General features: G+C 39.8%; 14 protein-coding genes and 1 pseudogene. 5 read left to right on the top strand and 10 right to left on the bottom strand.

Going from position 1 to position 14,783, the window contains the following annotated elements:
• Positions 1-123: 123 nt before the first annotated feature.
• On the top strand, positions 124-633 hold the full coding sequence (locus AB6T38_RS14935) for an NUDIX domain-containing protein (RefSeq protein WP_372548060.1): 510 nt from the start codon (positions 124-126) through the stop codon (positions 631-633).
• A gap of 10 nt (positions 634-643) precedes the next feature.
• Here the strand turns inward: AB6T38_RS14935 and AB6T38_RS14930 are convergent, their stop codons facing one another.
• The gene (locus tag AB6T38_RS14930) at positions 644-1,570 is read right to left on the bottom strand and encodes a LysR family transcriptional regulator (protein WP_372548059.1); all 927 of its coding nucleotides are present in this window, start codon (positions 1,568-1,570) and stop codon (positions 644-646) included.
• 194 nt (positions 1,571-1,764) lie between these two features.
• Between AB6T38_RS14930 and AB6T38_RS14925 the strand changes: the two genes are divergently transcribed.
• Positions 1,765-2,769: an NAD(P)-dependent alcohol dehydrogenase gene (locus AB6T38_RS14925; RefSeq protein WP_372548058.1), complete on the top strand. Its 1,005-nt coding sequence runs from the start codon at positions 1,765-1,767 to the stop codon at positions 2,767-2,769.
• An 88-nt stretch (positions 2,770-2,857) separates the two neighbouring features.
• On the opposite strand, the gene AB6T38_RS14920 is transcribed toward AB6T38_RS14925, so the two are convergent.
• Both AB6T38_RS14920 and AB6T38_RS14915 read right to left on the bottom strand, forming a co-directional pair.
• The gene (locus AB6T38_RS14920) at positions 2,858-4,369 is read right to left on the bottom strand and encodes an Hsp70 family protein (protein ID WP_372548057.1); all 1,512 of its coding nucleotides are present in this window, start codon (positions 4,367-4,369) and stop codon (positions 2,858-2,860) included.
• Positions 4,370-4,483: 114 nt separating this feature from the next.
• Positions 4,484-4,924 (bottom strand): cupin domain-containing protein, encoded by a 441-nt coding sequence (locus tag AB6T38_RS14915; protein ID WP_372548056.1) that lies wholly within the window; start codon positions 4,922-4,924, stop codon positions 4,484-4,486.
• A gap of 99 nt (positions 4,925-5,023) precedes the next feature.
• On the opposite strand from AB6T38_RS14915, the gene AB6T38_RS14910 reads away from it, so the two are divergent.
• Positions 5,024-5,611: a TetR/AcrR family transcriptional regulator gene (locus AB6T38_RS14910; RefSeq protein WP_372548055.1), complete on the top strand. Its 588-nt coding sequence runs from the start codon at positions 5,024-5,026 to the stop codon at positions 5,609-5,611.
• A 106-nt stretch (positions 5,612-5,717) separates the two neighbouring features.
• Here AB6T38_RS14910 and AB6T38_RS14905 read toward each other — a convergent pair.
• The 4 genes and pseudogenes from AB6T38_RS14905 to AB6T38_RS14890 form a co-directional block, all read right to left on the bottom strand.
• Positions 5,718-5,891 (bottom strand): annotated as a pseudogene (locus AB6T38_RS14905) (aminopeptidase P family protein); the annotation flags it as partial.
• A gap of 372 nt (positions 5,892-6,263) precedes the next feature.
• Positions 6,264-7,676: a hypothetical protein gene (locus tag AB6T38_RS14900; protein WP_372548054.1), complete on the bottom strand. Its 1,413-nt coding sequence runs from the start codon at positions 7,674-7,676 to the stop codon at positions 6,264-6,266.
• 582 nt (positions 7,677-8,258) lie between these two features.
• Entirely contained in the window at positions 8,259-8,885 is a 627-nt protein-coding gene (locus AB6T38_RS14895; protein WP_372548053.1) for a PEP-CTERM sorting domain-containing protein, read from the bottom strand.
• Positions 8,886-9,057: 172 nt separating this feature from the next.
• Entirely contained in the window at positions 9,058-9,393 is a 336-nt protein-coding gene (locus AB6T38_RS14890) for a hypothetical protein (RefSeq protein WP_372548052.1), read from the bottom strand.
• A gap of 181 nt (positions 9,394-9,574) precedes the next feature.
• Here AB6T38_RS14890 and AB6T38_RS14885 point away from each other — a divergent pair, with 181 nt between their 5' ends.
• Both AB6T38_RS14885 and AB6T38_RS14880 read left to right on the top strand, forming a co-directional pair.
• Positions 9,575-10,273, top strand: a complete 699-nt coding sequence (locus AB6T38_RS14885) for a response regulator transcription factor (protein ID WP_372548051.1) — start codon at positions 9,575-9,577, stop codon at positions 10,271-10,273.
• A complete protein-coding gene (locus AB6T38_RS14880) occupies positions 10,266-11,474 on the top strand; it encodes a sensor histidine kinase (protein WP_372548050.1) in 1,209 nt (402 codons plus the stop codon). The genes AB6T38_RS14885 and AB6T38_RS14880 overlap by 8 nt, the downstream gene beginning before the upstream one ends.
• Here the strand turns inward: AB6T38_RS14880 and AB6T38_RS14875 are convergent.
• From AB6T38_RS14875 to AB6T38_RS14865, 3 genes are all read right to left on the bottom strand, one after another.
• Entirely contained in the window at positions 11,464-12,123 is a 660-nt protein-coding gene (locus tag AB6T38_RS14875; RefSeq protein WP_372548049.1) for a hypothetical protein, read from the bottom strand. The genes AB6T38_RS14880 and AB6T38_RS14875 overlap by 11 nt on opposite strands.
• A 498-nt stretch (positions 12,124-12,621) precedes the next feature.
• Complete coding sequence (locus AB6T38_RS14870; RefSeq protein ID WP_372548048.1) at positions 12,622-13,866, bottom strand: aspartyl protease family protein; 1,245 nt, start codon at positions 13,864-13,866, stop codon at positions 12,622-12,624.
• A 78-nt stretch (positions 13,867-13,944) separates the two neighbouring features.
• A complete protein-coding gene (locus AB6T38_RS14865) occupies positions 13,945-14,649 on the bottom strand; it encodes a hypothetical protein (RefSeq protein ID WP_372548047.1) in 705 nt (234 codons plus the stop codon).
• Between the last annotated feature and the right edge of the window lie 134 nt (positions 14,650-14,783).

Below are 14,783 nucleotides of genomic sequence, written 5' to 3'. Positions count from 1 at the left end.
TAATTTTCTAACCTAGTGCTTTTATTCAAATTTTTATCCCCAAGCCAACGCCTTAGGCACTACTTTTTTGGATTTTCATGTAAAATAATCAGCCTATGCATTCCATAATAAAAAGTATTACCCATGTTTAAGCATTGTCCGAAATGTCAAAGTACAGATATCAGTTTTGAAACTCAGCGCTACTGGCGTTGTGGTCATTGCGACTTTGTGTATTTTCACAACACCGCCGCCGGTGTTGCAGGAATTATAAAATATCAAGACCAACTACTTTTTACTGTTCGAGCAAAAGATCCCTGCAAAGGAAAATTAGACTTGCCCGGTGGCTTTGTGGACTATCATGAAACACTAGAAGAAGGTTTAAGCAGAGAGTTAATGGAAGAATTAAGCTTATCTATTGCCCCGCAACAATGGCAATATTTATGTTCTTTCCCCAATCAATATTTATACAAAAATATCAATTACCACACCATAGACAGTGTGTTTGTTTGTGAGCTAAACGATAAACCAATAATACATTTAGAAAAGTCAGAAATACTAGAAGCCCATTGGATAGGGTTAAACGAAATTGATGTCAGTGAAATTGCCTTCCCATCAATAGCTAAAGCCGTTACACAATTTATCGATTTAGGTTAATTCAATAACTTCAACTCTCTGACAATCTCTTAAACTCTAAATCGAACATGGTTTTATGCTCATCAATATAATTTAGGAATTCGGCGAGCTTATTGGGTTTATTAAACCCCTGTCGATAGACCATGTAAATTGGCAAACTAGGACTTAGCCAATCAGGTAAAACATGCTCTAGCTCACCAGACTCAATGGCATCTCGCACCAGAAACCAAGGCAATTGGGCAATACCTAAGTGATTTTTCACGCAGTTTAACACTGCAACAAAATCAGCACACTGAAATGCCACAGGAACCGATGCATATTCAGTTTTTGTGCGATTTTGCAGTGTCCAAGTACTTTGTGCAGGCTCAAAAAACTGCACACTTTTGCAGTTTTTTAAATCCTCAACGCCCTGAATTGCATGATTTTTAAGATAATCCGGTGATGCCACCAGCACACGATTAGCTTTACCAATTTGCCGTTGAATGAGGTTCTCGTGTTGGTTTTTCCCCATGCGAAAGGCTAAATCTAAGCCTTCTTTGAATAAATTTTCATATTCATAGGAGAGCTTAAGGCTCAGGCTAACTTGTGGCCAAGTCGCGAGAAAGTTTGGCAAAAGATGATTACTCAATACTCGTCCTAAAGCTGGAGGCGCAGCCAAATTTAATTTCCCTGATACACTGCTATTCAAAGTTTTAATATCGTTAAACAAATGATTCGAGTCTTCTAACAACACCAATGCTCGACTATATAGAATCTTTCCCGCTTCGGATAAACGTACCACCCGCGAAGAGCGGTCGAAAATTTTACTCCCAAGCTCCCCTTCCAGTTTTGCAATATCTTTACTTAACTTCGACTTAGTGACCTTGAGTATATTCGCCGCTTCGGTGTAACTCAGGGTTTCGGCAATGACCACAAAATGCCGTAATAATTTTAAATCGATGATCTGATTATTTATCATGTGAGTATCTTTGCAGCTCTGTTGACGATTTAAGGGAAGTAACCCACCTATTCTATTTATCACCACCCTAGCACATTGTTTCCATATCAGAAACTCTGAGTTTCTTTTACATCTATTGTTACTTCCAACCGATTCAATAAAATAACCCCATTGAAGGCTACTAAGCCAAAATCTAAAAAATGCGAGGAATACAAATGATTAATGCCTATGCAGCCAATGCCGCTGGAGACAAATTAGAAAAATTTCAATACGATCCGGGTCCGTTACAACAGGATGATGTGGATATTAGCGTAGAATCTTGTGGTATCTGTCATAGCGATCTGAGCATGTTAGACAATGAATGGGGCTATACTCAGTACCCTTTTGTGCCTGGTCACGAAGTAGTCGGTGTGATTAATGCCATTGGTGACAATGTTACTTCCCTAAAAGTCGGCCAACGAGTAGGACTCGGTTGGCAATCCGGTTACTGCAATGCTTGTAGAACCTGCCAATCGGGAGATCATAACTTATGTTCATCAGCAGAGCTAACCTTAGGTGGTCGTCATGGTGGTTTTGCCGATAGAGTCCGCGCTCAAGCAACTGCGGTTGTTGCCCTACCCGATGAGTTGAATCCACAAAGTGCAGGTCCATTATTTTGTGGAGGTATTACGGTATTTAACCCTTTGGTGCAATTCGACATCAAACCCACTGACAAAGTAGCGGTAATTGGTATTGGTGGTCTAGGCCATTTAGCCTTGCAGTTTCTAAATTCTTGGGGTTGCGAAGTCACCGCCTTCACGCGAAATAGTAAAGAGCAAGACGAACTCATTAAACTAGGTGCCCATAAGGTACTTAATAGTAGTTCAGATGAAGAATTGAAAGCCGCAGCAGGTACCTTTGATCTGATAATATCCACGGTAAATGTGAAACTTAACTGGAATGCCTATGTGTCTACACTAGCGCCTAAAGGTCGTTTACATTTTGTTGGTGCCACAACAGAGCCGTTAGACTTAAGTTTGTTCCCATTGATGGCGGGACAACGTTCAGTTTCCTCATCGCCAGTTGGCAGTCCAGCGACCATTAAAACCATGTTAGATTTTGCAGCCCTTCACAAAGTTGAGCCGGTTACAGAATATTTTCCTTTTGAGCAAGTTAATGAAGCGCTAGATAAATTGCGCAATGGAAAGCCCCATTATCGCATCGTATTGCAGCATAAATAACCTCGCATATAAACAACGCTAAACTACCGCCAGACTAGCTATCCGGCGGTAGTTTATGCGCTATTGAAATGACGAGTGGCGATTGAGATTAATTCGTTTTAGCTAATTTACTAGCTTGAATTGCCAGCCCTTCACATACTGAATTAAATGCATCACCTTGCATCACGGGAAGGTGAGGTAACATCACTTCTTGCAGTTCTTTTCTAACGATGGGTGACAAACTCATACCACCGGTTATAAACAACATTTCTGGTGGCTCACTGCTATTGTCTAAACACTGAGTCACTAAACGTTTTACTCGCCGCATCCAAGTTTGCATGGAGCGGTTCAAATCAGTCAGCGTAATATTAACATCGTAGTCTGGTTCAATATAATGCAGTGGTAAGGTCACTTCATCTTTAGAGGACAACAACTCTTTGGCTAGACGGGAGGAGTTGACGAGTCTGGCAGAGAGTTTTTGCTCCTGCACAACCAACAAGCGTTCTAACAGTCGAGGATCTTTAGTAATAGACATAGTTTGTGCGATTTCCAAACCATAGTCTTCAGAGAAAAACCGGTTAAGTTTGGAAATATCATCAACGGCACACATATCCGAGAAATAGGTAGGTGGTATGGGTAAACCGCTATGTGTTAATAACTCTTGCCCCATTGTTGGCGCAATGGATTTTACGATGAGGTTTTTATCACATTCCATTCCCCCCAAACGTGTTCCTGTGACCGCAAGAACATCTTGTTGACGGTCCAAATTCTCTCGCTTCTGGGGAGATAATTTAATGCAACACACATCAGTAGTACCACCACCTATGTCGACCACCAGCACATTGGTAGGTTTTTCTAGGGTACGTTCAATTTGATAGGCAGCAGCGATGGGCTCTTCGAGAAATTCAACCTTGCTAAAACCGGCTTTTTGCGCAGCTTGCGTCATAATATCGATGGCTTGATTGTTGCCCGCATCTCCTCGTGTACCGTGGAATTTAACCGGGCGGCCAATTACGGCTGTATCTACTGTGGTTTGCAGTTGCTTTTCGGCACTTAGGCGAAAAAACTCTAGTTGTTTAGCAATAATTCCAACAAAGGCTTGTTGCTGACCGGCAATTAGAGTCGCCCCTAAAAAGTTCTTCGGCGAGTAAATTAGACGTCCTTTATCCGGCATTTTTAAATACCGTTTAAATCCTTCTTCCCCAAACGCGAACTTGCCTGTTTCAACCAATTGTTGCAAGGATAAATCTTGCACTGTCATGTCTTTTAACAACAGTTGAATAGCCTTGCGTTGCAGCGCTGGTAGGTTATGCAATTGGCCACGAAAATCATCTATTTTTTCGCTGTATATGCGTTGTTCTCTTGGATCTGAAGCCTCGTAATAGCCTTGTTTAGCTTTTTCAATTTGATCGTTTATGGCACGTTTAATCTGTGCTACTTTTGCTTCAATAATCCCAACCGGAGGCAACGGTAAATCGTCTTCATAATAAATAAAGACTGAAGAGCGGATTTTGTTAGCTGCATCTAGATCAGGATCGAGTTTAATAAATTGGTGTTTTTCACCATCAAAAAAAACCACCTCAGAATTTGAGGTGCCATAATCTATGCCAATCGCTGCCATTTGAGTCCAACACTAGTGAAAATTAAAGTCGCGGATTGTAATGTAAAACGCGTTATTGTTCATCTATTGTTTGCGATCCAAAAATTACTCCTAAAAGAATAGAGCTTGAGCCATTCAAACAAAGGTGACTTTATGCCGTTCACCAATATCTGGCATTTTGTGTAAATCCTCAGGCATCGCTTTTACTCTATCATTAATTTCCTGGAAGAAATGATGGGAATGACTGGGAGATTCAAATGCAATGAACAATCCCTCTTCATCAGATACCCCTTTAAATCCATGCACGTGATTGGCTGGTACCAAGGCATAGTCACCTGGATTCAATAACGAAACTGTATCATCTAAGCGCAATTCAACTTGCCCTTTTAGCACATAGAAGCCTTCATCCCAAGGATGAGAATGGGGAGGCGCGCCTAGCCCTTTAGGGACTGTATTTAACATACTTGAGTAACGCCCGTTAGTATCGTCTGCAGTACACAAGAATTTCAGTTTCATCCCCAATACAGCTAACCAATTCTCATCACTTGCATGTTTAATTATAGCTCTCGTTTCCATCTGAAATGCCCTTTTGTGACACATTATCAGTATAAATATTAGACAGAAGTCAGCACCTATGTCAAGATAACAACATAAATGACAAAACATTAGTATCCAATGACAACATTGCAGCAAAAAAAACTAGAGTTTACCCGCAATCTTATCTTGAGTGCGGCATGTGAATTGACTGATAAGCTAGATGTAGATGAAATCAGCTTTAAGAAAATTGCCCAACGTGCAAATATTTCTGAGCGCACCATATTCAGATATTTTGATAGTCGAGAGGCATTTTTAGATGAACTTACACAGCGATTGTATGGGCAATTAGAGTTGCCCGATTTTCCCACAGAGATAACTCAGTTGCCTGACTATATCTCACAGTTTTACACCCAGCTTGATAATCAACAGCGAAAAGTGTTGGTATTACTAAAAGGTGAGTTATTTCAACGTGTTTTGTCGACATCAGCAAAAGCGCGACTAGAAGAATTGACCCAATTGTTATCGGAAACTTACCCAAATACCGCTGAACCTGAAATTGTTAAAACCGCGGCCAATATTCGTCATAATTTAAGTGCATCGAGTTGGCGTTATTATCGAATGTACTTTGAATTTGATCTAGACACCTGTATTGAATGTTCGCAGATGCTGGTCGCTCAAGCGTTGCAGCATCTGCATAAAGTGAGTGTCGAAACGACTGAGACTTAATTAGAATAAGCTCTTGTTGCGGTGGTATTAAATACTCAGCGCCGTCTTCAGTGATATGCACCAATTCTTCTACTGAAATACTTTTTCCTTGACCATTTTCCAGCGACCAACTGTAAAATCCATCGAACGCAAAGGTCATGCCTTCGGCTAAGGCTAGTAACGAAGCAGATCTAACACTCACAGCCCGTGAAGCACCCAAATTTGGCCCTGTATCGTGGGCAACATATCCCACTGGGTGTCCGGTACTCCACATCAATGGAATAGACCCCGTCGCTTCCATCACTTTACGTTGTACAGTATCAACATCAATTCCTCTCACACTCGTTTCATTGCCATAAACGCAGCATTTTGGCCTTGTTTAGCATTTTTCCAGTAACCTTGTATGTCAGCTGGCGCTTTGTTGACTAAATTTAGGTCCTGATGCCTTAATAAGTTGTTGATACTGGGTGAAACTAATTTCGTCGGCTTGGGCATTATTAGTCGACATATTAATTGCAATAGAAGCAAAATTTTTGTTTTTGATAAAATCAGTCGCTGATTCAATCTTTAGAAACATAAATACAATCGATAACCCATGCGACAATGCATTGATTTTATTGAATTTTCACCAAAGCGCCTTTAGTTACAAGGTCATCGGTTAATTCCATTAAAACTACTTATCTAAACTCACTAAGCCCGCTTGTTTTAAAGAGTCAGCGAGTAGATCGATGAACGCAGGCACATCAAAATAGGAAGTATGTATTAACTCCTGCCAATTGAGACTATCGGTTAACTCGGTACGAATGTCAGGCGAAGCCCCTGCACTTTCGGACATACCTAATACTAAACGTACTTTGTGCAAGGTTTTAATGGCATTTTTTTCACTGTGTTTACGCAGAGGCTCGGCTATTGCCTCATCCAAAAAGTCACATTTATGGGCAAATTGAGGTGGATGTGAGCTTATGGCATGCACATCCTCTTTTAATAAATCATCGCCCCAGGCACGTTTCTGAATTGAGGTCCAAATCACTTTATTGAGTATATACGCCATTGGCCGACCAAATAAAAACGCTAAAACACTCAATAACTTCGTCAGTACCCAAGTAGCTGGTATCCAAATAAGTAAAATTTCAAATGCGATAGAAAAGGTAATTCCCCCGATACTAAAACCTTCTGTACCATCTTCGGCTGAAACAAAATAAGTCAGCATTTCACCGTCATTAAAGGCTAAATCGAACGCAAATATCAACCCAACAAAAATAACCAATCCAAATTGCAAACCGGCAACAATGGGCATCAAAAAACTGTTTGGAATAATAGGCGCACTGATATTTTGAACGTTACTTAGGGCACTAATGGCTTCATCTTCTTTATGCCATAACCCGCACCATGACTTTCGATAAAGCTGTTCCGCTTGTTGTTTTTGTTTTTTACTAAACCAACTTTTTTTGCGCGCTTCGTATAACCAAAGGCAAACATAAGTGATAGCCCCATACAGAGTCATTGCATAACCTAAGGTCACAAAGTCTTGATTCACCTCGGGCTTGAACATCGTCATTAACAAGATCCAAATACCCAACACTAGAGCCACTATGCCGGTAGTGTAAATAGTTAAACCTATGCTTCTAAGGCGTTGAAATAGAAATGTGTTTGGTCTGTAGTCTAAAAAAGGCGTGCCCACTGTACACCACAGTTTAAGCCGTTCAAAAGGCGCGTTATTTGCTACTGATTTTAAAAGGGCGTTATAGATAACCGAGCCACCATGGCTATGCCCAATGAGGTAGTAGTCTTGCTTCGCCTCGTCGTAGGATTTCAATTGTTCAGCTAAGGCAAACCCTGCTGCTCGCCTTTTATCTTCGCTGTTAGGACCAATTTCCCATTGAAAGGGAACGATTTCAACGTGGGCGGGATCAAGTGCTAAGCGCGTTTGCAATTCCCCCATAAAGACACTGCCAAGTTGCCACCACTTATCTCCTGAACTAGTGACATCCCCCGCCCCAGTACCATGGACGGTAACTAACTTTATGGGCGTTTCATTTTGACTAACTTCGTCCTTAGACGCTTCTTTATTGTTATTAGTGGACACAAATCATTCCTTAATTGGTTTCCAGAGCACGTACTAGCGCTATGGCTATCGCCTAACTGTACTATTTTTAATCTAAAATTAGCAGTTTTTTACAATTTAGCCAGCAATAACCCTGCTACAGCAAATTATTGAGACACCCATGATAAGAAACAAATTATCGAGACACCCATGTTATGAAAAATTATCGAGACACCCATGTTATGAATTAACCAAGAATTATCGAGACACCCACTACAGACTAGCTAGACAGCCATAAATATCTGACTATCAAGACACCCATAAAAACCAACAATTTCACCCTCGTTTTACACTGCTAGTGCCAGTATGCTGAAATCTATTATCGATGAAAATTCTGTGATTTTAAGGGCTGTAGAGATTGAGAAATGACCCGCAAAGCATGGTGATAACTTTCACTGTTATCTTTAATTGCAATGGCTATGAACTTTGTGCTGATCTAAGTAACTTAGTTGTATAAAAAATATTTCAAACCATCCTATAAATAAAAACCAGAGTGAATTCACTGATTCACTCTGGTTTTAAAAAAAATGCTTATTTGTCTATCAAATAAATACTTAACTGTATTTATCGACTTTGTGCTTTCTGACGTCTTGATAACGATACAAATAATAATGCACAGCCCAACAACATCAAGCCTTCTGGCTCTGGAACGGAAACGGGAGCCACTTGTAGGTTATCAAATGAACTATAACCATCATTGTTCTGAAGTTCTACTTTGTGAACGTTGTAATAATTCATTGCAAACGTACCAATACCAGTATAGTTGTCTTGAGTACCGATTTGATTGCCCGCTATATCAAAGGCTCTTACGTTCCAACTCGCGTTACTTACACTATTATTGAACCAACCAATATCTAGACCAATGAAGTCAAACGCTAAACCTGAATTAAGTGTTAACGAAAACACCGACGACCTATTCCAAGTTTCGAGGAAACGCCCATCTGCTCCCCAGCCAGTTGATGCAGTAAGAGCACCAAAACCACTCATTGCTTCCTCAGTAGAAAACACGTTGACGCAATTGCTACAATTAACTGAAATGTTAAATCCAGATTCAGAATAAGAAGGAAGGTTTTCAAATCGATAATTTGAAGAAATATCATTTAACGTTAAGATTGTGGCGTGACTAAATGCACTGAAAAGAACAAGTGAAAATGTGGTAACTAACGTACCGATTAACTTTTTGTATTGCATGTTTTTTACTCTTTTGTTTTTATTAATTGGTCAAATACAATTTTCAGGCCAAATTTTAAAACAAATAAAATCAAAAGGTTATGTTGAAAAATATTCTTTCACCAACAAAGTGTAAAAATTATTGACAATTGACACCTCCTTTAATTGTTCCAATTTTTGTCGTTTCAATACGCTAAACAAGTTTCTTTAAACTATCCACGAGTTGTTGAATTTCGTCCGCCCCAGTAAATACTTGGGGAGTGATACGGACACAAGCACCGGAGTCTAATCCCTTACGGATAACCGTGAAAATCCCAAAATCATTCTCCAGTCGCTGCTGCAATTTATTAGCATCATCAATACTGGTTTTTCCCTTTAGTCGAAATGAACTCATCCCTGTGGATGATATACTGTCTTTTCCGCCTAACACTTCGATATGGCTCATGGATTGGGCTTCTGTAAACCACAAGTCTCGCAAATAGTGAAGTCGCGCTTGTTTATTTTCGCCACAAATTATCGAGACACCCATAAATGTCTAACTATTAAGCCCCCATAAAAATCAATAATTTTACCCTCGTTTGACCTTGGCGGTGCCAGTATGGTTTTTATGAATGAAGAACATTGATAAAAATTTGCCATCTTTTAAAAACTAATGAAATATTTACCTCATTAATGATCTTGAAACGACTCTGTCCCCTCTAGGATTGCTCATGGTAAAAAAGAAAAGTAATTTGTCGGTATTATTGATAGAAGACAATTTAGCTATAGCCAAACAGGTTGCTGTTTTTTTGGAAGCGCAAAATTGGATTGTTGATTGTGCCACCGTAGGTAAACAAGGCATAAATTTAGCTTTGAAGCATCACTTTGATTTAATTATATTGGATCTCAACCTTCCTGACATGGATGGTCTTGATGTTTGCGATGCAATAAAACGTACTGCAGACCGTAATATTCCCATTTTAATGTTAACTGCCCGCGACGCATTCGAAGACAAAGCAAAAGGTTTTGGAATAGGCGCTGATGATTACTTAACTAAACCATTTGATTTGAGAGAGCTTGTATTGCGTTGTGAAGCACTAGCTAGAAGGCCGTTATTGCATGGTGAAAATTTTCTGCAAAAGGGCCTGTTAAGTATCGATTGCAGAGCCCATAAAGCCATGTTTAATAAATTAGAATTAACCACCACAGGCATTGGATTTCGGATTTTGCATAAATTAATTGAAGAACACCCTTATCCAGTCAGTCGTTCCGATTTAATTCGCCACTTATGGGGCGATGAGCCACCAGAGAGTAACGCCTTAAAGTCACATATTTACGGCTTGCGAAAGTCTTTTGAAAAAGTCACGGACAGGCCCATTTTATGTACCATAAGTAATATTGGCTACCAGTTGCAGGCATTAGATGATTAAATTTAAATCTCTGAAATTACAGCTATTTTGTGCTTTTGGTGGCTTGAGTCTAATCATTTGTATTTTTTTCATTCGGCTCAGCTTTCTATTTGCAGATATTATTCAGGAAAATAGCGCAGAGGCTATATTATTTACCGAAGGTCTGTATGTTGCCTCGAATTACCGACCGAATAGTCCTATCCCCGCCCCTCGATTTGACTATATATCATTGCATTCAGATTTGAGCCAATTACCACTGAAGATTCAACTCCAATACGATCAGAACCAAAAGATCAGCAGAATTACCGAACAATCATTCGATGGTTTATTATTGTCACAACCCTTGCCTGACAACACGCGGGTGTTTTTATTACTCAATCGAACACCACTAGAAGCTGGCTCTCACATGTCCACTGTAATGCCATTATTTTTATTTAGTGTTTCAATTGGAGTAATTGTTTTAACACTTCTGAGTTCGTGGTATCTAGCAACCCTTATCTCCCGCCCAGTGCAATCTTTAACCAACAGCGTAATCGAGCACAGAACCACCCAGACTTGCGAAATTCAAGGAAAAGAGCGGGAAGATGAAATTGGCCATCTTGCAGACGCATTTTCTGAAACCTTTGCACAATTGCAAAGTGCACTTAAAAGGGAACAAGATTTCACTCGTGACGTTAGCCATGAGTTGCGCACCCCAATTACTCTGATTAAAAATACCTTAGAGTTGAGTAAAGAAACGCCTTTAGATAAAGAGGGGCTTTTAATTCTAGAGCAGGCTAGCAATGAATTGAAACAAACAGTAGAAGTATTGTTAGCCCTAGCTAGGGAAAAGAACCTCGAATTCGAAACACTAACCATTTTACCCATAGTTGAAAAAACAGTATTGGCCATATACCGCATTTATCCGCACATAGGTTTTCAAGTTAATATTGCTATTCCGGCAAATATGAAAGTCTCTGGCAACCATTATTTGATTTCACTTCTTTGTCAAAATCTAGTCAATAATGGATTTTATCATGGTTATCAAGGCGGTATGAAAATTAGCGCTGAGGGTAACAAACTAACTTTTGAAAACGAGTTAACTGAAGCAGACGACAGACCCTATTATCAAGGTTTAGGCCACGGGCAATATTTAGTCAAGCGTATCGCCACTGTGATGGGCTGGGATTTGTCCATAGATCAGCTTGATGGTACTTATCGAGTGACCGTTATTACACGTTAGCGCGCAAGCTTCGCCCTTGTAAATAAAGAACAATACTTAACCAAATAAACCAAACCACCTGCAACATACCAAAGATTGCGCCCATAATACTGAAATTAGGGAACAAAGTTAATAAGCCACAGACGGCAGTGATAAAACCTACCCCATGAATCAATCTAGGAAACTGTTGTTGCTCAATTAGCGTTAACGTCATAGTCAGCATCCAGATCCCGCCGACCCATTCGACACCTTCACCTAAGCCCATTTGAATGGCATAAATATCTTGCCAAACATCCGAGATTGAACCATTGACAGGTAACCAAGCATTAAATAGAAGTTCAATTGACAGTATCGCAATTAAACCACTGGCAAAAATATAGGATGACCACAAGTAACTCACTAACATGGTTATTTTATGTGTTTTCGAATGCTCTAGTTTGCCCTTAGCTGTTATCTGCATGCTTAGCAACAATATTGCTATGGCAAAGACAATATAAACCACAAAATACCAGAACTGCATTAAAATACGGTGCTCAGTAAACACCAGTAAACGCTGTGTTGGCCCTTCGTTAAAGTCGGGGACCCACAGCAGAATGAGGGATAATCCAAAAATAAAAGACAGTGCACAGATTAGAGATGTAATAGCCGCTAAATTAATTTGAGTTTTCACTCACCAATTTCCACCATGCTGAGTTTATTAATTGAAGCAACAATATAACACAATTGTTCAGGAGCAATGGCCTAGACATTAACAGCGGCTTACCAAAAAGTAATTCAAAATGTGTTTGGATTCACACATTTACATACTTTCAACTCCTTTAGGTTCTGTCTTCGCCCCACTTAATTTGAGTTTTTAGGCGCTGCGGTTGTCCCCGCTAAAATACCAGCAATGTTTACCACAATACCTAGACATTCGTGCATTTCTAAAAATAAGGCTGTAAACGATCTCAAGTGATATTCCTCAGCCACATCTAAAGGTAATTAATGGTAACTACACCTAACTTTTTAACTGCATCTTGCCCGTTCTCTGATTGAACATCTACAATCTAAACCTTTGCTCCGGCTTCAATAAAAACCTTAGCAATGGCTAAACCTATACCTTAGGCTTCACCAGTGATTAGAGCAACTTTATCTAGCAATCGACTCATTTCGTTTTCCTTTATCAACCTTACCTAGGTGAAGAATAACCCAAAATATGCTGGCCAACATAGGAAAAACAAGATTCGTTTTTGACACATATTTGGTGACTCCCCGGTTTTGCGTTGAGTGCAATCCACTGCTGTTGTGAAATCTGTTTAGCTGGTGACTGATTAATGCTTACTACTTCATCCCCTACTTTTAAGCCAGAGACTTTAGCAGGAAGCCCATCTGTAACATAGCGAACAATAAAATTTCCATTTTGCAGCTTTCGTAACTCCATTCCGGCTAAATTATAGCGTGATGCAAAAACATGCTTAGGATAGGATCGCATAATAAACTGAAGATTATGATAATCGACCACGGTAATAAATTGATTCATCAACGCACTGCCAATTACCCACCAGTCATCTTCATCGTCACTTGGAATGAGATTAGTTTTTACATCTTTTATCTGTAAATTTTGAAAGTGTATTGACGGAATTGTTACCCGCTGGTGCTCGGTGATACCACTCATTCCAAAATCGGCAGCCATAACCCTTTTATTTGGTAGTGTTATATCATTTTGAGTTGGGAAAGCTGCACTCATTTTAAAATAGTGCCTGCTGCCTGTATCTATCAGAACTTCTCTTTGCAACGTTGTGCTTTGGTTAAATTCAACGGTAGCGTCAATACTCAACTTATTTAGGGATACAGATATGGGCATGACAGCATCCCCAGCACGAACACTTTGGCTGTCAGCGGATGCAGTTATCTGCGCCTTTTGTTTATCGAAGGTCCACGCAAAATGCCGAAGTAAATCATGGCCTAACACACCATCGAAAATAGCCTCATCTACACGCAGATAATAAGAACTTGACGAAATTGGAATATACGCCACTTTTACGTTTTCAAATTTAACCTCCCCCACGTGTAAACTAGCCAGCTCAGATTGATAAGCTCGGGTATCTTCCCCTTCTCCCCAGCCAGCGATTTCTAACTCGAAACCTTTTTCTTTCTTTACACCTTTACCCTTTTGAGTATCAAAAACCATAGTGAAAGAGGCTCCTGTATCAATTAAAAACAACAACTCGGTTGAATCATTCACTAATAGTCGCACATAGGGTTTTTCACCAATATAAATTGCAGGTAGAATTTGATCGGCTTTTTGGTTCGGCCAAATCGCTTGAATATCCTTGTTGGCGTACATCATTCGCAGGCTGTTCACTACAGAACAGCCACTTATAAACAGTCCCAATAGCAGCAAAACAGTTGCCATTTTAATCTGGTGTTTCATCATACTTCCTCAAAAAACTCAACAACACGTCAACCACTTAAAAAAGTTAGGTTGACGGCGCGGTTGTTTCAATCTGGGTTAGAAACGATAAGAAACGTTAAGGCTATATTGACGTTTAAAATGAGCGTCAATGTCATAACCATTTTGTACGGAATCGAAGTCCGTGTAGGTGTAATCGAAGAATATGTCCACCTGATTAGATAGGTTCCAAATGACGCCTGTGGAGAGTGCATAGGCGTTGTCTTGGGCAAAATCTTCAAGTTCTCGATATACGCCGATTCCATAAACGCTTAGGTTTGGTTTAAGCCGCCAAATTACTGACAATCCACCTCTAAACTCAGATTTGTTATCACGCTTGTCTTCGTTCCAATGTAAATAATGAGCGGATATGCCAATGGAAAAGTTATGAGATAAGACGTATTTACTACTCAAACCACCTCCTAATGCGTAACTATCGTCATATTCTGCAGACTCATAAATTCCCATTAAGCCTGCATCAAAGGTAACTTCCAAACCTGTTTTAGATTCAGCCCGTTGCCAAATCCCATAACGTAGGCCTGTTGGACCAATAGTTAAATTGTCAGTTAACCCATAAGCAAAAGAAAATATGGGTTGAACATCATTTCCGTCGTCCCCTGAACCATAGGATGCGCCTAATCCCACCTGCATTTCGTTATCATTCAAGGTTAGGTTGCGCATTACTGGGTTTGCCTCACTCAAGGTATCTGCGAATATGTGAGGTGATATAATTATTAAAGCTAATATTAAGATTCGTTTTTTCATTGGTTAATGCCTATTTACGTTGTTAGAGTGACGGCATTGTCACAATAACGAGGTAAAAACAGGGTGAAATTCATTAAACAATTTAATCTCCATTGGTAAATAACACTCCCCCTAAAAAGCCCGATTAATCAATA

This window comes from Aliiglaciecola sp. SL4 (genome assembly GCF_041538045.1).
In the GTDB taxonomy this organism is placed as follows: Bacteria; Pseudomonadota; Gammaproteobacteria; order Enterobacterales; family Alteromonadaceae; genus Aliiglaciecola.
Note: the sequence above shows the minus strand (reverse complement) of the source record. Positions and strands in the feature narration are given on the sequence as shown.

Bases quoted from the DNA above. Each gene is read 5' to 3' on its own strand.
- AB6T38_RS14935 (WP_372548060.1), top strand. From the start codon at position 124: ATGTTTAAGCATTGTCCGAAATGTCAAAGTACAGATATCAGTTTTGAA.
- AB6T38_RS14930 (WP_372548059.1), bottom strand. From the start codon at position 1,570: ATGATAAATAATCAGATCATCGATTTAAAATTATTACGGCATTTTGTG.
- AB6T38_RS14925 (WP_372548058.1), top strand. From the start codon at position 1,765: ATGATTAATGCCTATGCAGCCAATGCCGCTGGAGACAAATTAGAAAAA.
- AB6T38_RS14920 (WP_372548057.1), bottom strand. From the start codon at position 4,369: ATGGCAGCGATTGGCATAGATTATGGCACCTCAAATTCTGAGGTGGTT.
- AB6T38_RS14915 (WP_372548056.1), bottom strand. From the start codon at position 4,924: ATGGAAACGAGAGCTATAATTAAACATGCAAGTGATGAGAATTGGTTA.
- AB6T38_RS14910 (WP_372548055.1), top strand. From the start codon at position 5,024: ATGACAACATTGCAGCAAAAAAAACTAGAGTTTACCCGCAATCTTATC.
- AB6T38_RS14895 (WP_372548053.1), bottom strand. From the start codon at position 8,885: ATGCAATACAAAAAGTTAATCGGTACGTTAGTTACCACATTTTCACTT.
- AB6T38_RS14890 (WP_372548052.1), bottom strand. From the start codon at position 9,393: ATGGGTGTCTCGATAATTTGTGGCGAAAATAAACAAGCGCGACTTCAC.
- AB6T38_RS14885 (WP_372548051.1), top strand. From the start codon at position 9,575: ATGGTAAAAAAGAAAAGTAATTTGTCGGTATTATTGATAGAAGACAAT.
- AB6T38_RS14880 (WP_372548050.1), top strand. From the start codon at position 10,266: ATGATTAAATTTAAATCTCTGAAATTACAGCTATTTTGTGCTTTTGGT.
- AB6T38_RS14870 (WP_372548048.1), bottom strand. From the start codon at position 13,866: ATGAAACACCAGATTAAAATGGCAACTGTTTTGCTGCTATTGGGACTG.
- AB6T38_RS14865 (WP_372548047.1), bottom strand. From the start codon at position 14,649: ATGAAAAAACGAATCTTAATATTAGCTTTAATAATTATATCACCTCAC.